Genomic DNA, 18,406 nt, shown 5'->3' with positions numbered 1-18,406 from the left:
TTCTAACGCTTTATATTCAAAAGGTGTTTATGGAAGTAGTAGTGCTCATATTAAGAGTGTAATGCTTCTTTTTTCTTACTGTTTTCCATTTGATTATAGGCCATTTTCATTTTACAAACTGTTGCTTTTAAAGAAGTGGATGTATCAGCATCTTCTGACAGCTGAATATTGACCAAATCAATGACAGAACGAGCAAGTAATTCAACGTTATTTTTCAACTCTAGCTCACTAAACTCCGCTGAATCTTGAAGGCGTAATCGAATAATCTCACTAGCTAGCTCTTTTACACGTACTAATTGATCACGTTCACTCATTGTTCATCCTCCTCTTAATTACCCTATTAATATGAAAGAAAAGAACACAGTATTCTTGTTTCTTACTTCATTATTTCGAGATGAACATGAGTTTTTCCTGTTACGTCATGACGACGGCTTTAAATTCTTTATAACATTGAATGAAAAGGTCAAAACCGCAAGAGCCGTGAACGTTCCACCAATTGCTACGATCGGTACAAACTGCTCGTTTCGTAATAAAATCATAAGTGCTAATCCAATCATCATGACCGGCAACCCAATATTATGAAGCCAAAAGTGTGCTTTTGCTAGCTTATTTTCACCAAGTGTAGGAAATAGCTGATAAAGAATGCCAGCCAACGTTAACGATGTCCATCCAAGTAAATTAATATGAACGTGCACAGGTGTTAACTCGTAGTTATGCGCCGTGGACATATAGTATCCAATTAATACTCCAATCGCAAAATAAGCAGCTGAAATTTTAATCAAACGAATCCCCATCTTCTTTCCCCCTTCTTTAGGTACAGTTCTTTTACATTTCTACGCTCAAAATGTGAAATTAGACTGAATTTTACAATTATTAATCATAAAAAAAGATACGACCAATTATGGTCATATCTCTTAAAAACTAGCCTATATAATGTAAAACAAAATTTAATAAAAATAAAAACGCAATGCCATACATAAATGCAGATACCTCTCGCATTTTGCCTAATGCTACCTTTAAAATTGGATAAGCAATAAAGCCAAATGCAATGCCGTCCGCAATACTGTATGTGAGCGGAATTAATGCAATAATTAAAAATGCAGGGAATCCTTCTGATAAGTCTTGTAAATTGATGTTTTTAATGTTTTGAATCATTAGTCCACCAATCATAATTAAAATAGGCGCTATTGCACTGTTTGGAACCATTTTGATGAATGGTATGAAAAGCAATGAACTTAAAAATAAAGCGCCGGTTACAAGTGATGTTAATCCAGTACGACCACCTGATGCAATACCAGCTGCACTTTCAACAGATGAAACAGTTGGACTCGTTCCAAATAGTCCACACGTAATCGCTGATACAGCATTTGCTTGAAACGCCCGAGGAAACTTTTCATTTTGGTTCATCATACCTAATTGCCCATGAATTAAGCCAATGTTTTCAAAAACAATAACCATTGTCAATGAAAAAACAGCTGCCCAAAATGCCACTTCTCCTAATGCTGTGAATGAAAATGCACTGAATCCTGCAAAGAATTGAGTGATTCCTTCAGCTTGTTCCGTTGAGTCTGTCGAAGGCAACACACCAAATAGCATAGCAATAAATGTACCTGCTACCATACTTATCAGGAAGTTTCCGGGTACATTTCGAATAAATAAGACAACCGTAATCACCAATGTAATGAGTGTACTCAATACAAACGGACTAGCTAAGTTTCCTAATGCAACAAAAGTTGTTTCACTCGGAATAACGAGGCCACCTTTTTGTAAACCGATAAACGTTAAAAAGAGACCGACTCCGACAGTAATTGCTTCTTTCAATGAATGAGGAATCGATTCTACTAACTTCCCGGCAAAGCGAGAAAATGCCAGTAGGGCAAATAGAATTCCTGAGAGCAATACTGCTGCCAAACCTTCTTGCCATGATAAGCCCATTGATTGCACCATCGTATACGTAAATAACGCATTAATTCCCATTCCAGGAACCAAAATGAGCGGTGCATTTGCCCAAAAAGCCATTAACAAACACCCAATCACAGATGTTGCAACCGTAGCGAAAATACCAGCTTCCATTGGAATACCTGCATCCGCTAAAATCGCGGAGTTAATCGCAATAATATACACAATTGAAAGAAACGAAACAACTCCTGCTACACTTTCCTTACTAATCGTCGTGTCATGTTGCTTTAAATGAAATGTTTTTTCAAATAACGCTTTCAAAACTTCTTCCTTCTTTTCAACATATCCCTCACCCACCCAGTGAATCTCAAAATAGAGTCACCGGACCATATTATAGCAAAATAAAAAATTGTTTCAAGAAAAACATTTTATTTTGCTTACGTTTATTTTTTCCACTTCCTCTTCTGCTATTAACCCATAATTATCCACTAACTAAAAAAAACAAAAGGCTTTCTCATCGTAAGAGACACCTTACTACCGAGAAAGCCTTTTATTTTTCTTATCCGATTAAAAACCCTAGTGAGATAATAATACCTGTTACGAAAAGAAGAATGACACAGTATCCCATGATATCTTTTGCTTTTAAGCCTGCTATGGCAAGTGCAGGTAATGCCCAGAACGGTTGAATTAAGTTTGTCCATGCATCTCCCCAAGCAACTGCCATTGCTGCTTTTGATACAGGCACACCAAGATTTTGAGCTGCTTCTAACACAATCGGTGCTTGTACAGCCCATTGCCCTCCTCCTGATGGAACAAAGAAGTTGACAATTCCTGCACTCCAAAAAACAAAGACTGGGAATGTCACACTATTTGAGATGGATACAAATCCCTCTGAAATGACGTTTGCTAATCCAGATGAGACCATAATACCCATTAGACCTGCATAGAATGGAAACTGAATAATAATACCGCTTGCTCCTTTCACTGCATTTGTGACCGCTTCCAAAAAGCGTCGAGGTGTGCCGTGAAGGAGAATTCCTAAAAATAAGAATAAAAAATTGACAATGTCTAGATTCAGCTTAAATCCGTTGTTTGTAAAATAATAAACTAAAAAAGACACCCCTGCGATACCAATGAGCATTGATAATACTCGACTATTCTCTAACTTTTCAGATGGTGTGGATGCAGATGCTTCAATGCTTGCTGCTTGCAGACTTTCTCCATCTTCTAATAATGATTTATCCACTGTAATGGTTTGATCTTTAGCAGGCATCATCAGTCGATTGACTAATGGAATTGTAATGAAAAGAGCTGCAATAATGATTAAATTATATGTAGCAAAGATGGTTTCACCTGTTGGAATAACACCAATTAACCCTTCAGAAAAGTGTCCTGGCGTTGCAATGGTTAGTGGGACTGAACCTGATAATCCACCATGCCAAATCACAAAACCACTATAAGCACTCGCAATCAGTAAGCGATAATCCACTCCATCTACTTTTCGAGCGAGCTCTTTTGCAAATAAAGCCCCAATAACAAGACCGAACCCCCAGTTAATAAAACTTGCTAATAAAGACACGATAGTTACTAAAATGATCGCTTGACCAGGAGTCGATGGTAAGGAAGCCAGTTGACCAAGCCCCTTTTTAAAAAACGGGCTACTAGCAAGAACATGCCCTGTTACAAGAACGAGCACCATTTGCATCGAAAAAGCAAGCAATCCCCAAAATCCTTCTCCCCAATATTGAACGATATTCATTGGTGTACTATCTGTTAGTACGAGCGCAAAACCAAATACCGTAAGCGTTAACAAAATAACGAATAAAAACGGATCTGGCAAATACCTTTGCATAATTCGATTTGATAATGAAATTATGTACTTCATGTTTCTCCCCCTTTGTTTGTTGTCAGACAACCGATGACGTAAACCCCCTTAAGAAAGTTGAATTTTCCAACTCTACTAAATAATTCGACTTTTTCATCTAAAATCCTTCATAAAATTCATAGTTCATTAAAAGAAATTACCTACATCGTCTTTCTTGCATCACGTGACTTTTATCCTTGTTAATCAATCATTTCGGCAGAACACAAAGCTCTGTTTTTGCAATAATAGAGAGTGAGTCGTGCATGAATGAACATAAAAAAAGGAGCTTTTTTAGCTCCTGTTCATTAATAATAAGGATAATATGGATATGGTGATGGATAGTACGGGTAATAGCCTGGATAATTTGGTGTGACAAGTGCACTACCAACTAACCCTCCTACTAATCCTCCAACAAATGGACCACCAAAGCCAAATCCTGGACGGGGACCCCATCCCCAACCTGGACGACCTCCCCAACCGATTGGACGTCTTGCATCAAATTGCTGCATATTTCGTTCCTCCCTCTTCTCATAGTCTTATGGGAAACCTACTACACTATTACATATGCACAAACCAACTTGAAGGAGTGGGCATTTGTCCACTCCTTTTCAAATTTTCTCCACGTTTGTCCTATGATGGTTTAAAAAAAGAGCGAAACGGGAAAAGTTTTATAACGAGTTTTAGGGAGGAATGTACATGAATGGCTGGATGATAATTATCTTGCTTGCATTGATTCTACTCATTGTTGACTTTATAGTCGATCGATTAAATAAACGCCGCCAAACAAAAATGACCCCTCATACAACGTATCCGATTGGCAAAGTGATGGAACGTGAAAAGAAAATTGAAAAAGCAAAGCAAAAAGCACACGAGTTAGACATTAAGTAAGACAGTTCTCAAAAAGGATGCATTGATAGGACAATTTCAACTCTTTGTAGGAGCCCTCCTTTTCGGGCTCCTTTTCCGTTTATTTAAATTTTCTTCTTCATACATATATTGCATAAAATAACACAAGCTATAGAAAGTCTTTTCTTCCTTTTTTAACTACTTACTTACAAGGAGGACCTCTATGCTTAGTATTATTGTGGGCCTAGTTTTATTAATGATTCTCGCTTACTTAGGTTGGTCAATTATTTGGATTGCTCCTCTCGTTTCAGCTGTTGTGGCGTTACTAAGCGGGTTAGATTTACTGCCTGCTTATACAGAAACTTACATGACAGGCTTTGTTGACTTCGCCAAAAAGTGGTTTCCTGTCTTTTTATTGGGAGCTATTTTTGGAAAACTAATGGAGGATACAGGAGCAGCTCAATCTGTTGCATTTCGTATTACAAAAATTTTAGGTGAAAAAAGAGCGATTCTTGGTGTTTTAATCGCCGCTGCGGTTTTAACGTATGGTGGTGTAAGCTTGTTCGTTGTTGTATTTGCTATTTATCCGTTAGCGATTGCTCTCTTTCGCCAAGCAAATATTTCGCGAAAATTATTACCTGGGACATTTGCTTTAGGAGCTTTTACGTTCACAATGACTGCTTTACCCGGTACTCCCCAAATTCAAAACTTAATTCCAATTCCTTATTTTAAAACGTCGCCTATCGCTGCACCCATTATGGGAATTGTCGCGGCATTAATCATGGCGGTCGGTGGGTATTTTTATTTAAAGTGGCGAGAAGGGCGATTAACAAAAGCTGGTGATACATACGACGAACCTAAAGGTGGACAAGAAGTAAAAGAAGTAAACGAATCAGAATTACCAAACTGGATTCTATCGTTCTTACCACTGGTGATTGTTGTCATTACACTAAATGTGTTTAAATGGGACATCATTCCCTCTTTAATTGTTGGATCACTGGCCATTATGCTTTTTAACATTAAGAAATACAAGTCGTTCATTAAAGCCGTAAACGGAGGCGCATCTGGCTCTGTAATGGCACTAATCAACACGAGTGCAGCCGTTGGGTTTGGCTCTGTTGTTACAGCTGCCCCTGGCTTTGAGACATTAACCGATTTGCTTCTTGGCATTAAAGGAAATCCCTTGATTTCAGAAGCAGTTGCTGTGCAGGTACTAGCGATGATTACAGGATCTGCGTCTGGAGGAATGGGAATTGCGCTTGAAGCACTTGGCGATCAATACTATCAGTTGGCTCAATCAACTGGAATGGATGCGGCTGCTTTTCACCGTATCGCGGCTCTTGCATCTGGTGCTTCCATCTTGCCTCATAACGGTGCTTTATTAACGCTATTTGCTGTAACAGGATTAACTCATAAAGATTCGTACAAGGACATTGCAGTTGTTGCACTCTTAATCCCAACAGTTGCTGTTGTTGTCGCCATTATTTTAGCTAGCTTAGGTATTATGTAATCAATCCATTGTTCATAAAGGAGGAGTTTCACATGGTAAAAGATAAAGTGGTGTTTATTACAGGAGCTGCACAAGGAATTGGATTTGAAGTTGGAGAACGATTTGCGGAAAATGGTGCAAAAGTAGCCCTATCTGATATTAATGACGAAGGGGTTCAAAAAGCAGCGCAACAACTAAAAGATAAAGGCTATGATGTTATTGGCGTTAAATGTGATGTAACAAATGAAGAAGACATAAAAGCTGCGCTAGACGAAACACACTCTCATTTTGGTTCGTTAGACATTTTAATCAATAATGCCGGAATGCAACATGTTGCACCAATTGAAGAGTTTCCAACCGAAAAGTTTGAACTATTAATTAAAATTATGTTAACTGCTCCATTCTTAGCAACAAAGCATGTATTTCCACTAATGAAGAAAAATGGATTTGGCCGTATTATCAACATGTCTTCTATCAATGGACTCATTGGATTTGCCGGAAAAGCAGCTTATAATAGTGCTAAACACGGAGTCATTGGTCTTACGAAAGTATCAGCTCTAGAAGGTGCAGCTGACGGCATTACTGTCAACGCTCTGTGCCCTGGCTATGTAGACACACCACTTGTGAGAAACCAACTACAAGATCTTGCAAATACAAGAAAAATCCCGCTAGAAAAAGTACTGGAACAAGTGATTTATCCACTGGTTCCTCAACAACGACTGTTATCTGTAGATGAAATTGCGGATTATGCACTGTTTTTAGCAAGTGACAAAGCAAAAGGTGTAACAGGACAAGCCGTTGTCATGGATGGCGGATATACAGCTCAATAAAAAGAAAGGCATGCAACGATGGCATGCCTTTCTTTTTCCCCTTTTGTTACAACGATTATTTTCTTTTCTATTTTTACCCTTTTTGACCGAAATATTTCCCTCTATATAATCCCCTTTTATAGAAAGCAATGCACGCTCATATCAATGACAGAACAACTATCGTCTCCCCAAACGTAGTTGCATATGTAACGAAAACTGAAATCGCTTACATTAAGCGTTAAAAAAATATAATCGTTGTAACAATTTGTATCTATTTCTATTAAACCCTATTTTCATTCAAACTTCAATACTTAAATTAATAATAGGAATATTCTATACTATTTAAAATAATCTTACTGTTATCTATTGACAATCTGTTTAGTAGGAATTATGATTCAATTATCTCAAAAAAAATGAATAAGATACTTATCAAGAGTGACAGAGGGACCAGGCCCTACGATGTCCAGCAACCTCCCCTAGTGGAACGGTGCTACTTCCTGCAGAATGATTTTATTCTGAAAGATAAGTCGTTTATATAAAGCGATGCCTCTTTTAGAAAGAGGCTTTTCTTTTTTCATCGATGATGCAGACACCTAGATTCAAAGGAGTGAAGAAATTGATTGAGGTTCAAAACCTACACAAAGAATACATAACGAAAAAAGGAACCGTGACAGGAGTCGATCATGTATCTGTCACAATTGAAAAAGGCGAAATATTCGGCATTGTTGGCTATAGTGGTGCTGGTAAAAGTTCGTTATTACGCTGTTTAAATTTACTAGAAAAGCCTACATCCGGTCACATTATCATTGACGGAATTGATTTAACGACATTACCTGAAAAAAAATTACGAGAAGCAAGACAAAAGATCGGCATGATTTTCCAACATTTTTATCTTGTAAGTTCTAAAACAGTTTTTGAAAATATTGCTTTCGCTTTGAAGGCAGCCAAACTATCAAAAGATGAAATTAATAAACGTGTCATTGAGCTACTTGAAATGGTTGGATTATCGGATAAAAAAGATGTGTACCCTTCTCAACTTAGTGGTGGTCAAAAGCAACGCGTGGGGATTGCTCGTGCATTAGCTAACAACCCAAAAGTGCTACTATGCGACGAAGCAACTTCTGCTTTAGATCCAACTACAACAAAATCTATTTTACAGCTCTTGAAAAAAATCAATCGCGAGCTTGGATTAACCATTGTTTTAATTACACATGAGATGGAAGTCGTAAAAGACATTTGCCACCGTGTAGCTGTTATGCAAGATGGAAAAATTGTGGAGGAAGGACCTGTATACAACATTTTCGCTCGTCCGCAAGCCCACTTAACAAAACAATTTATTTCAAGTGTCCTAGACTTCGAGATCCCTGCGCATTTATTAAGTGAGACCAAAGGAAAAGTGGTTAAAATTCAATTTCAAGGCGCTGTGGCCGGTGAGTCAGTCGTATCTGACGCTCTTCAATCTTTTAAAGTGAAAGGAAACATCCTCCACGGGAAGATTGAATATATCCAAAGTGTTCCTCTCGGCGTTTTTATTATGGAACTTATCGGACAACCTGATGAGATTGAAAAAGCAATTCACTATTTACATGAGCGAACACATGATTTGGAGGTGATTTCTCATGTCTCTTGATGCCATCATTGCTCTGTTACCTGATTTAAATAAAGCATTCATTGAAACGTTATATATGGTGGGAATTTCACTGGTGATTTCTTTGATTATTGGTTTACCAATTGGTGTTCTCCTCTTTGTAACAGATCGAAATTTGTTTTTAGAGAATCGTATGTTAAAAGAAGTGTTAGGCTTTTTTGTCAACATCGTTCGCTCCATTCCTTACATTATTTTGTTAGTGGCACTTCTTCCATTAACACAAGTGATTACAGGAACCACAATTGGGCCTACAGCCGCCTCTGTGTCTTTATCAGTCGCTGCTATCCCTTTCTTCGCACGTATTGTTGAAACGTCTTTACGTGAAGTTGATAAAGGAGTAATCGAAGCATCCATTGCAGTTGGTGCTTCACCGTGGATGATTATAAAAGATGTGTTATTACCAGAAGCAAAGCCTGGGATTATCCAAGGTGTTACCATTACAACGATCAGCTTAATTGGTTATTCAGCGATGGCAGGGATTGTTGGTGGTGGTGGAGTTGGAGATTTAGCCATTCGATTCGGCTATTACCGTTATGACAACACCGTCATGATTACAACCGTTATTGTATTAATCTGTTTAGTTCAAGTCATTCAATTTGCAGGAGATAAACTTGCTCGTGTCGTGGACAAACGATAATGACACCATAACTCTTTAGCACTAAAACGCTTTTTACTGTTAAAATTCGGAGGGAAACAAACATGAAAAAATGGTTATTTGCACTTATTCTACTATTAAGTCTTACAGCTCTAGCAGCTTGTGGAAACAACGAAGAAAGTTCTTCATCTAGTGAAAAGAAAGAAATTAAAATTGGCGCAACAACAGGCCCTTACAGTGACATGGTAACAAAAGCAATTAAGCCTGGATTAGAAGAAAAAGGATACAAAGTTGAGGTTGTTGAGTTTAGTGATTATATCCAACCAAACAAATCATTAGGAAATGGCTCAATTGATGCGAACTTATTTCAACACAAAGTATACATGGAGTCTTTTGCAACAGAAAATAAATTAGATTTATCAGAAGTCGTTGTCGTTCCTACTGCACCAATGGGTATTTATTCAAACAAATATAAGTCGCTTGATGAAATCAAAGAAGGAACAGCAATTGCCGTTCCAAACGACCCAACAAATATGGCACGTGCATTAAAGATGCTTGAAGAAGCAAAGCTTATTACATTAAGTGAAGAAGCAAACCCATTAACAGTATCTGAAAAAGATGTTGTAGAAAATCCAAAAAAGATTGCGTTTAAACCGATTGAAGCGGCTCAACTTCCTCGTGCCGTTGAAAGTGTTGATTTATCAGCTGTTCCAGGTAACTTCGCACTTGCAGCCAAAATGGATTTACTAGATGCACTTCAATTAGAAGAAATGCCTGATGATTATCGAAATCGTGTTGTTGTTAACACAAAAGATCTTGATGCAACTTTTACAAAAGACCTAAAAGCGGTTGTAGAATCTGACGAGTTTGAAAAAGTGATTGACAATGAGTTCAAAGGTTTCGGAAAACCTGAGTGGATGAATTAACAAAGAGGAAAAAAGCAACGTTGCGGCGTTGCTTTTCCTTTTATTGAGAGGCAAGGAATGAGACGAGCATTATTTATACACGGGGAAAAAGCATGGAATGCAGCTCAACCTTTTATTTCCGAATTTTGTACTGTGCAACCATATTATCGTAGTTACAAAGGCGAATGCTCTTTTGAAGAGGTGAGACGACTACATGATGATGCGCAATCTTTACAAGTAGATGTAATCATTGGCGTAGGTGGCGGGAAAGTGCTTGATTTAGCAAAAGCCGTTGGAAACGAAACAAACATTGATGTCATTTTAATTCAAACGATTAAACTACCTTATTCTCTTAAAACGCTTGGGCTCTCACCAAACGACGAAAAACCTCGTCCATAAAATTGCTCATGCTTCTGTAAAAGAAGGAGAAGCGATTTACGCTCAGTTTTTTTCCATTACAGCCACTCAAGTGTATGAAGCGATGATTCAGTTAGAGACGTTCATTGAAACACATGCACTCCACTCTCCTTAAGTAATTTTGCATATTATTAGCGAAAAGCGGGTAAAACGAGTAAGGTGTAGATGAAAGCCAGTCACACGTTTGAAGAGATGACAATAGGAGTGATACGCATGGAAAGAAACAACATTGATGAATACTTAGAGCGTGGAATACACGGAGCAAAGGAAACAAAACCTGATGAACGCCGCTACTACTTAACGACTCTTCGTGAGCGTATTGAAATAGCTTTAAAAAAAGGACAAGTGATGAAAGCACAACCGTACGAACAAGTGGTGTCTAAAATAAAGAACGTACAAGACGGACAGCTTTTCTTAAACGGCACGATTTCATACAGTCATTTATCTAAATACATTCAAGTAGCAAATGCTCATAACGTACCGTTTACCATTGTTCAAAACTTAGAAGCTGATACTGACATCGGTCTTGTGCTAACAGGTAGTCAAGGTAGCGAAGACATTGACATTTTCATTGAAGACTAAAAAAGCCGCTCGTTACATCTTTTTACACGAGATGTAACGAGCGGTTTTTTCACGACTTTTTTATTTTGCAAATACATGATTACCAACTTTTTCCACTACTTCTCTCGTACGAATCCAATCACTTGTTGCAATGTCTGGATTGTAAAAGTAAAGAGACTCGGTTGAGCGATTCGGAGCTGAAATGACTTCTTGAACCGCTCGTTTTGATTCTTCTGAAGGTGAATTATTAATTGTACCGTTTTGAACCGGTGTAAAAGCATAGGCACCGTTAGGAATTTTTTGGTTGATGACATCTGTAATGGAATTTGGAAATTCTGATGAGTCCACTCGATTCAACACAACGGTTGCAACAGCAACCTTCCCTTCATAAGGCTCACCTTTTGCTTCCGCTTCAACGACACGCTCTAATAAATGAATTTCTTCAGAACTATACGCATCGCTGCTCGGAATGGTTAACGATTCACCTGCGTAAATGGTATCTGATTGTCGACTATTTGCTTCTTTAATATGATCAATGGATACACCGTATGTTTGTCCAAGTGCCCAAAGAGTTTCCCCTTTTTCGACTTTGTGTTCCGTACTTGCTTTCGCTTCATTATGTACACTAAAAAAGGAAAAAGCCGCCGCCGATGTGACGACTAAATTTCGTATGTTACCTTTTTTCATAGAGTAAAATCCCTCCTGAAAAGTCGTATGCTCATACTTTAACATAGGACTTGGACCATTTCATTGAAAAAAACGATAACATTTATGTTCATTTCATGTAAAATGTAACAGCTTATCTCCTTGTGTGACATAATGACATACCACCGTCATATTACATCCATTTAACAGGTAACTTATGTATCTATTTTCCATTTCACTCATTGTTCATCAAATGCTTAAAACAAAACCCCAGCTCTCTAGCCATTGTATGTGGGCTAGATTTGTCAGCTGGGGGCTTTGCAAGGTGTATCATTTGCGCTTTCTGCTCTATTGATACACCTTAATCAAAGATCTCTATTTCAACTACATCATAAAAATCAATAACCAGTTTTGCACCTGTATCATCCATAAAGGTAAATACATCACCTTCATCTGCTAAATGAAGCACATACCCTTTGAGAAATTGTTCTCTGTTATCATAAACAGTGGTCAATTCTACTTTCTTTTGCTCAGTATAAGCTTCCTTTAATAAAGAATGGAGGTCATGACTTTCAAATGTGTCCGGGCGGTTTACTAATAACATCCCGTATGTCGTCTCACCACGTTCATTTTTCCAAATATAATCTGCAAAGTAAAACGGTGATGTACTTTTACGAAAATCGTCCATCAAATCCCTCCTCTAAACATACTTACAAGCTTGCAAGTATTTATTACTTTTAATCTATCACTTTTTACACGAGAACGCATCTTTTATTTCTCATTCAACAAGGATTAGCTACGCGGTGTTTCTAAGTAGCGATAAATCACATCTCCACCTCGCTGAGCGATTCCTCGAAAGTGTTTAAAATCTTCACGCTGAACAAGTGTTTTTCTAAATTCTAAAAAATCGTCTTTAGAAACTCTAAACTCTTTGATTTCTCCGTCTTTTAGTTGATTGACTAATTGTGTTGATTGTTGTTGATCCAACTTAACCACCTCAAATATGATGACATTTCCTGATTTGCATTATATCAAGTTTTTGAATAAGACGCACTTACTTCTAGTTGTAACCACTTTGTTAATGCTTCATGTTGCGCTTGTGCTTCTTTATAACCTTGCTCATACAGAGCTTCTAGTTTTAACGGATTTTTCTCCATTCTCCCTACTTGTAAAGGTAATTGTGGTCGAATAACAAAGACGTTTCCTTGTTTCTCTTGTTCTTCAATATAATCAAGCGTTTCATTATAACGTGCGTAACGATTTTCCATCGCATGAAGCAGCCCCTTATACTGTCGATAAGAGCGCTTTGCTAACCAAAACATTGATGATTTTTTCTTTCGATATTCTCGATTGCGAGTTAACACTACAACGTTTCGAGTATTTCCATCTTGCTCTGATTTTTTTAAAGGGATTGGGTCACTAATACCTCCATCTAGTAATTTACGTCCGTCGTATTCAACAATCGGTGCCACAAACGGTAAAGAGCTTGAAGCTCGAATAATCGTTAATACGTCCTCTTTATAATCATCATAATAAACAGGTTCTCCAGTTATGCAATCAGTTGTACCAATGACAAACTTCTCTTTTCGGTTTCGAAACGTATCAAAGTCAAATGGAACAAGAGAAGTTGGGATTTCATTGAACACAAAGTCCATACCAAACATTTCTCGATTTCGAAGGTAGTTACGAAACGATAAATAGCGTGGGTCATTAATAAAATCAATGTTCACTTTTCGATTACGCCCATGCTGCCGTGATAAATAGGAAGAAGCTTGACATGCTCCAGCAGATACACCAATAACGTAGGGAAAATAAAAGTCTTGTTCCATAAAATAGTCAAGTACCCCTGCTGTGTAAATCCCTCTCATTCCTCCGCCTTCTAACACCAGACCTGTGGAATTCATCATTTTATACACCTTCTCTTTTTATCATTTGTATGTGAGTAATATATCGAATTCATATTTATTTGTCGACCATTACACTCGAATAATTTGGTATTTTTTTGAAGGATTTTAAGAAATAAATGTCGAAAACATCATTAGGGAATGAATAGGTGTCAAAAAACGCTTTACTCCATTTCATTTTTCATTCAAACTAGTACTTAAAAAGAAAGCGTTATCTTTTCCATTTTATTTACTATTTTTAAGATGATTTCTGTTAGTAACCGTATCGTCTATGTATGGATAGAAGCGTTATTTAATTATAAAGGAGAGATTGACATGAACATTGCTCAAGTAGGGAATATAATTGAATTTAAACAAGGATTAAAAGGTATTGTTGAGAAAGTAAACGAAAACTCTGTGATTGTAGATTTAACATACATGAGTAACTATCGTGAACTAGATCTTGAACAACGCACTGTGGTAAACCATAAGAATTATAAAATTATCGCAGAAACCCTATAAAGCCTAGTAATCATTTCTCCATTACACATATCTCTGAAAGCGATTACTAAAAAGAGATTGAATTAAAGATGAAAAAACATGTTGAGCTGTAACACCTCTCACCTGTCTATCCATTGGTATGGCTGTACTTTATGGGCAAGAGGTGTTGCAGATCAAAACATCGGAGGCGCTCTTTTCCTCTTTTTTTGTTTTATCGCTTCGGTGTATCTCATTCACTACCTTCACTCTTTATTTTGACTTGCAAATTTCATTTTTTTGCTGTTCGTTAATCAGTCCTAACTTATACATGAGATACGCATAATTTTGAGCTTTTTTACTTCCTTGTTGTTTCATCCTTTTTCACCCTTCTTCTTTACTAGAGTTAGTACATTATATGAGCAAAGCTAAAAAAGTTTCCTTAAGGAAAGATTTTTAGCCGTAACTTTTTCTTGAACAAACTTTCTATACCTGTCACAATACAAACAAAGAGATAGGTAAAGGAAGCGTTAGAATGATTGATACACTTTTATTTTTAATTGGTCTTGGAACTGTTTTATTTTTTGCTTTTGGATTACTGTTTCGCAAGTACAAACTAGGAAGTAAAAAGGAAAAAAACATAGTTGATTATGTTGATGACAATGATGATCACGATGAATTGGATGATGGCACCTCGTATACGAGTTGGAGTGATCAATCATCAGGTGATGATAACAACAATAATTAAAAGACGCTGAGACAACAGGGAAGTTCTTTCCCCTAATTGTCTCAGCGTCTTTTTATTTCGATAATACACGTTTTCCATTCGTAAAGGAGTAATAACATTCACCTGTATAAATGTCATTACTTTCATGAACGTGAACGCCTACTTTATCTTGTGTAGCTGCTTCTACCATCGATTTTGCAACATTACACGCTTTAATTGGCTTATACTTTCTATATTTACCAATCAGTAAAAAGGAACAACTTTTCAAGAAGTATTCTCCTATTTTTTCACCAAAACGAAATTCGTTTCGCTTTCCGAGCAATAACGATGGACGGAAGAAGTGTGTTGAACGAATATATAAACTCGCAATATCTTCCTCTGTTTGTCCTTTTACTTTACTATAAAAAAACGGTGAACGAAGGTCTGCACCAATCGCAGTAATGGCTAGAAAGTTTTTCGCTTTCTTTTTCTCAGCACATTTCGCTGCTGATAATGGGTATTCATAGTCCACTTTCATAAATTTTGCTTTTGTTTTTGCTTTTTTCATTGTTGTTCCAAGACAACAATACACATCATCAACGGCAAACTCATCTTCATATTGCGTTAATTGTCCAAAATCAACTACCACTTGACGCAATTTCTCATGCTGAAATGGAAGCTCATTTCGAACGAGAACTGTCACATGTTGATAAAGTTTACTTTGAAGTAATAGTTGCAAGAGTTCTTTTCCTACTAATCCACTTGCTCCTAATACTACTGCTGATCTTTGCGACATTCTTTCACCTTCTTTGTTCATTATGATTGCAGTCAAAGTGGCTGACCCGTCCTCTCCTTGAACTTCCTTCATTGAAACGTTCAAGTATCGCTCTTTGGGGCAGCCACTTTGTTTATCTTATAGATACTTTTTATTATCGATTATCAATCGTTTCTGGATATAAGTCATGATTCATCATACGGTACTCTGCCATCTTTTCATACTTCGTATCCGGACGACCATAGTTTACATAAGGGTCAATCGAAATACCGCCACGTGGCGTGAATTTCCCCCACACTTCAATATAACGTGGATCCATTGCTTCAATTAAATCATTCATAATGATGTTCATACAATCTTCATGAAAATCACCATGATTACGAAAGCTAAATAAATACAATTTCAATGATTTACTTTCAACCATCTTCACATCTGGAATATAACTAATATAAATTGTCGCAAAATCTGGCTGATTCGTTTTTGGACATAAACTTGTGAATTCTGGACAATTGAACTTTACAAAATAGTCTCGGTTTGGATGTTTGTTATCAAATACTTCAATCACTTCTGGTGAGTATTGAAATAAGTAGTTTGTTCCTTGATTACCAAGCAACGTAACACCCTCTAATTCTTCATTTTTACGACCTGACATCATTGTTTCCTCTCTTTCCTCGCTTGTCATTCTAACAGCGTTTTATCATTTTGTGAATACATGTTTTCTTATTTTATTTGTAAATTTTTTGAAAAGGTTTACACACCACGTTTATTGCCCCATACGAGCGTATGAAGCTGAGGTAAAACGCGCGCATTATTCATCTTGTTTGACCCTACTACTTTCTCTATCAACCACTCATATTTTTGTAACAGGTGTTGAATAAGCGTTGAATCATCCGTCGTTGTTGCATCATCATTTCCTACTTGTACATAAAAAGGAAGCATTGGATAACGCTTATGAACTTGTTCAGCATAAGTAAAGTCACAATCATCAAACACCACTACTTTTAAGCTTGCATGTTTCTGACGACCATTTTGTACGAGCGTATCAATGATGGCGTCTAATACATCAAAGTTCGTGGTCATTTGTGAACTAGGTGGCTTTGGTGAAATCGTTAAGTCATCGACAGTTAGCAACCAATCTTGCCATCTACTTCCCTGTGTTTCAATGGCTACTTTGATATCGTACTTTTTTAACAAATCAATAAGAGATGCGAGTGATTTTAAAAGGGCTGGGTTTCCTCCTGAAATGGTCACATGGTTGAATGCGTCACCACCGAGCTCTGTTAACTCCGTCCAAATTTGTTCTGCTGTTAATTGACGAATGTCTTCTTTTGCTGATCCGTCCCATGTAAATGCAGAATCACACCAACTACATGAATAATCACAACCTGCTGTTCGTACAAACATGGTTTTTTGCCCAATAACCATCCCTTCTCCTTGAATGGTCGGCCCAAAAATTTCGAGAACTGGAATCGTATTACCCATTGTTCTTCACCTGCTTTGGTCGGTACACAACATAACTTGTAGGGGTTTCACGAACAAATACTTGAACACACACAGGCTTATTTTTTAATTGATTTAAATGAGCTTGAATGAGCTCATAAATTTTACGCGCTACGACTTCCGTTGTCGGAAAATCAGTCGAATGTTGATCATTAAAAAGATCTTTATGATCATTTAAAAGCGTGTGATCAAATTGACCTGATACAAGTTTTTTTAACGTGGCAAAATTAACGAGAAATCCTGATTCATCCAATTCGTCTCCTGCTACTGTTATGTTCACAAAATACGTATGACCATGAATGTTTTGGCATTTCCCTGCGTCTTTATGGGGAACAAAGTGTGCCGCTGCAAACTGCATATCTTTATTCAATTCATACTCATAATGATGAAAAACTTGTGGATAGATTTGCTGAAGCATGATTTAACGCTCCTCTTCTTTTTGTTGTAGATAGTCATTTAAACCTCGCTTACGCAGTAAACATGCCGGACATTCACCACAGCCATCTGCAATGATCCCGTTGTAGCACGTTAATGTACGCTCACGAACAAAATCAAGAGCTCCAAGCTCATCCGCTAATCCCCACGTTTCTGCTTTATCAATCCACATTAATGGCGTATGAATGACAAATTGATAATCCATTGATAAATTCAACGTGACATTTAAAGACTTAATAAAAACATCTCGACAATCTGGATAGCCAGAAAAGTCTGTTTCACATACCCCTGTAACCAGGTGACGAGCGCCTGCATTTTTAGCCAATACCGCTGCAAACGACAGAAACAACAAATTACGTCCATCCACAAATGTTGTCGGAAGATCACCCTCGTTATGTTCAATGTCAATTTCATTTCGTGTTAACGCATTCGGCGCTAACTGACTCAATAGCGACATATCTAGTACGGTATGCTTAACGCCTAGTTCCGCTGCAATCTCTTTTGCTACTTCAATTTCTTTACTGTGTCGTTGTCCATATTGAAACGTCACAGTTTCTACTTCTTTAAAATTCTTTAACGCCCAAAATAAACAAGTTGTGCTATCTTGACCTCCGCTAAAAACAACAACTGCTTTTTCTTGTTTCACTTTACGCCATCTCCTTTTTACTCTGTAGAAGGAAAAGCATTCGTGAACCATTCTCTATAACGTGTCTATATACGAAAAAAAGACTGCTTTCTTAAAAGCAATCTCCCTTCAACTAAACACCATTAAACATAAGCCTTCACACATAGAGGCGTATATACATAAACAGACTAAAAAAGACCCGTGTCAGTATACAGTGACAGTGTCTATTATTCACTCATTTATTAATGGTTATAGTTTTTTATAGAGGGAGTTCGCGAACCTCTCCCGCACAAATGAGTTGTACGGACTTCTTTGTTTAATTGTCTT

General features: G+C 37.3%; 24 protein-coding genes and 2 riboswitches. Of the genes, 10 read left to right on the top strand and 14 right to left on the bottom strand.

Features of this window, described 5'->3' with window-relative positions:
* Positions 1-50: 50 nt before the first annotated feature.
* The 5 genes from DIS06_RS02570 to DIS06_RS02550 form a co-directional block, all read right to left on the bottom strand.
* Entirely contained in the window at positions 51-314 is a 264-nt protein-coding gene (locus DIS06_RS02570; protein WP_110111690.1) for a hypothetical protein, read from the bottom strand.
* 105 nt (positions 315-419) lie between these two features.
* Positions 420-794 (bottom strand): cbb3-type cytochrome c oxidase subunit I, encoded by a 375-nt coding sequence (locus tag DIS06_RS02565; RefSeq protein ID WP_110111689.1) that lies wholly within the window; start codon positions 792-794, stop codon positions 420-422.
* A 127-nt stretch (positions 795-921) separates the two neighbouring features.
* Entirely contained in the window at positions 922-2,220 is a 1,299-nt protein-coding gene (locus DIS06_RS02560; protein WP_110111757.1) for an NCS2 family permease, read from the bottom strand.
* A gap of 238 nt (positions 2,221-2,458) precedes the next feature.
* Positions 2,459-3,784: a short-chain fatty acid transporter gene (locus DIS06_RS02555; RefSeq protein ID WP_110111688.1), complete on the bottom strand. Its 1,326-nt coding sequence runs from the start codon at positions 3,782-3,784 to the stop codon at positions 2,459-2,461.
* Positions 3,785-4,068: 284 nt separating this feature from the next.
* On the bottom strand, positions 4,069-4,272 hold the full coding sequence (locus DIS06_RS02550; RefSeq protein WP_110111687.1) for a hypothetical protein: 204 nt from the start codon (positions 4,270-4,272) through the stop codon (positions 4,069-4,071).
* Positions 4,273-4,459: 187 nt separating this feature from the next.
* Here DIS06_RS02550 and DIS06_RS02545 point away from each other — a divergent pair, with 187 nt between their 5' ends.
* From DIS06_RS02545 to DIS06_RS02510, 8 genes are all read left to right on the top strand, one after another.
* Positions 4,460-4,651, top strand: coding sequence for a hypothetical protein (locus DIS06_RS02545; protein WP_110111686.1), 192 nt, complete (start codon positions 4,460-4,462; stop codon positions 4,649-4,651).
* A 181-nt stretch (positions 4,652-4,832) separates the two neighbouring features.
* Complete coding sequence (locus DIS06_RS02540; RefSeq protein ID WP_110111685.1) at positions 4,833-6,119, top strand: GntP family permease; 1,287 nt, start codon at positions 4,833-4,835, stop codon at positions 6,117-6,119.
* Positions 6,120-6,151: 32 nt separating this feature from the next.
* Positions 6,152-6,928 (top strand): 3-hydroxybutyrate dehydrogenase, encoded by a 777-nt coding sequence (locus tag DIS06_RS02535; RefSeq protein WP_110111684.1) that lies wholly within the window; start codon positions 6,152-6,154, stop codon positions 6,926-6,928.
* Between the two features lie 402 nt (positions 6,929-7,330).
* Positions 7,331-7,436, top strand: a riboswitch (SAM riboswitch).
* 87 nt (positions 7,437-7,523) lie between these two features.
* The gene (locus tag DIS06_RS02530) at positions 7,524-8,537 is read left to right on the top strand and encodes a methionine ABC transporter ATP-binding protein (RefSeq protein WP_110111683.1); all 1,014 of its coding nucleotides are present in this window, start codon (positions 7,524-7,526) and stop codon (positions 8,535-8,537) included.
* Complete coding sequence (locus DIS06_RS02525; protein ID WP_110111682.1) at positions 8,527-9,192, top strand: methionine ABC transporter permease; 666 nt, start codon at positions 8,527-8,529, stop codon at positions 9,190-9,192. The genes DIS06_RS02530 and DIS06_RS02525 overlap by 11 nt, the downstream gene beginning before the upstream one ends.
* A gap of 62 nt (positions 9,193-9,254) precedes the next feature.
* Complete coding sequence (locus DIS06_RS02520; protein ID WP_110111681.1) at positions 9,255-10,076, top strand: MetQ/NlpA family ABC transporter substrate-binding protein; 822 nt, start codon at positions 9,255-9,257, stop codon at positions 10,074-10,076.
* Positions 10,077-10,118: 42 nt separating this feature from the next.
* The gene (locus DIS06_RS02515) at positions 10,119-10,454 is read left to right on the top strand and encodes an iron-containing alcohol dehydrogenase (RefSeq protein ID WP_275425412.1); all 336 of its coding nucleotides are present in this window, start codon (positions 10,119-10,121) and stop codon (positions 10,452-10,454) included.
* Between the two features lie 231 nt (positions 10,455-10,685).
* Positions 10,686-11,054 carry a YueI family protein gene (locus tag DIS06_RS02510; RefSeq protein WP_110111679.1) on the top strand — a complete coding sequence of 123 codons (369 nt, stop codon included), beginning with the start codon at positions 10,686-10,688 and terminating at the stop codon, positions 11,052-11,054.
* A gap of 60 nt (positions 11,055-11,114) precedes the next feature.
* Here the strand turns inward: DIS06_RS02510 and DIS06_RS02505 are convergent, their stop codons facing one another.
* The 4 genes from DIS06_RS02505 to DIS06_RS02490 form a co-directional block, all read right to left on the bottom strand.
* The gene (locus DIS06_RS02505) at positions 11,115-11,720 is read right to left on the bottom strand and encodes a cell wall hydrolase (RefSeq protein ID WP_110111678.1); all 606 of its coding nucleotides are present in this window, start codon (positions 11,718-11,720) and stop codon (positions 11,115-11,117) included.
* Positions 11,721-12,039: 319 nt separating this feature from the next.
* The gene (locus tag DIS06_RS02500) at positions 12,040-12,366 is read right to left on the bottom strand and encodes a hypothetical protein (RefSeq protein ID WP_110111677.1); all 327 of its coding nucleotides are present in this window, start codon (positions 12,364-12,366) and stop codon (positions 12,040-12,042) included.
* A 104-nt stretch (positions 12,367-12,470) separates the two neighbouring features.
* A complete protein-coding gene (locus DIS06_RS02495; protein ID WP_110111676.1) occupies positions 12,471-12,665 on the bottom strand; it encodes a hypothetical protein in 195 nt (64 codons plus the stop codon).
* Positions 12,666-12,709: 44 nt separating this feature from the next.
* On the bottom strand, positions 12,710-13,585 hold the full coding sequence (locus DIS06_RS02490; RefSeq protein ID WP_162595842.1) for a patatin-like phospholipase family protein: 876 nt from the start codon (positions 13,583-13,585) through the stop codon (positions 12,710-12,712).
* A gap of 312 nt (positions 13,586-13,897) precedes the next feature.
* Between DIS06_RS02490 and DIS06_RS02485 the strand changes: the two genes are divergently transcribed.
* Both DIS06_RS02485 and DIS06_RS02480 read left to right on the top strand, forming a co-directional pair.
* Positions 13,898-14,083: a YkvS family protein gene (locus DIS06_RS02485; RefSeq protein ID WP_110111675.1), complete on the top strand. Its 186-nt coding sequence runs from the start codon at positions 13,898-13,900 to the stop codon at positions 14,081-14,083.
* A 490-nt stretch (positions 14,084-14,573) separates the two neighbouring features.
* Entirely contained in the window at positions 14,574-14,786 is a 213-nt protein-coding gene (locus DIS06_RS02480; protein WP_110111674.1) for a hypothetical protein, read from the top strand.
* Positions 14,787-14,838: 52 nt separating this feature from the next.
* Here the strand turns inward: DIS06_RS02480 and DIS06_RS02475 are convergent, their stop codons facing one another.
* The 5 genes from DIS06_RS02475 to queC all read right to left on the bottom strand — a co-directional run bounded on the left by DIS06_RS02475 (position 14,839) and on the right by queC (position 18,151).
* Positions 14,839-15,540: an NAD(P)H-binding protein gene (locus DIS06_RS02475; RefSeq protein WP_110111755.1), complete on the bottom strand. Its 702-nt coding sequence runs from the start codon at positions 15,538-15,540 to the stop codon at positions 14,839-14,841.
* Positions 15,541-15,673: 133 nt separating this feature from the next.
* Positions 15,674-16,171: a preQ(1) synthase gene (queF, locus tag DIS06_RS02470; protein ID WP_110111754.1), complete on the bottom strand. Its 498-nt coding sequence runs from the start codon at positions 16,169-16,171 to the stop codon at positions 15,674-15,676.
* A gap of 98 nt (positions 16,172-16,269) precedes the next feature.
* Entirely contained in the window at positions 16,270-17,001 is a 732-nt protein-coding gene (gene queE, locus DIS06_RS02465; protein WP_110111673.1) for a 7-carboxy-7-deazaguanine synthase QueE, read from the bottom strand.
* Positions 16,994-17,437, bottom strand: a complete 444-nt coding sequence (queD, locus tag DIS06_RS02460; protein WP_110111672.1) for a 6-carboxytetrahydropterin synthase QueD — start codon at positions 17,435-17,437, stop codon at positions 16,994-16,996. Before queD ends, queE begins: the two co-directional genes overlap by 8 nt.
* 3 nt (positions 17,438-17,440) lie before the next feature.
* The gene (gene queC, locus DIS06_RS02455) at positions 17,441-18,151 is read right to left on the bottom strand and encodes a 7-cyano-7-deazaguanine synthase QueC (RefSeq protein WP_110111671.1); all 711 of its coding nucleotides are present in this window, start codon (positions 18,149-18,151) and stop codon (positions 17,441-17,443) included.
* Positions 18,152-18,324: 173 nt separating this feature from the next.
* A riboswitch (PreQ1 riboswitch) is annotated at positions 18,325-18,368 on the bottom strand.
* Between the last annotated feature and the right edge of the window lie 38 nt (positions 18,369-18,406).

Source organism: Bacillus sp. CGMCC 1.16541, from assembly GCF_003184905.1.
Lineage (GTDB): Bacteria > Bacillota > Bacilli > Bacillales > Bacillaceae_H > Priestia.
This window is presented reverse-complemented; position numbering and strand designations above follow the sequence as displayed.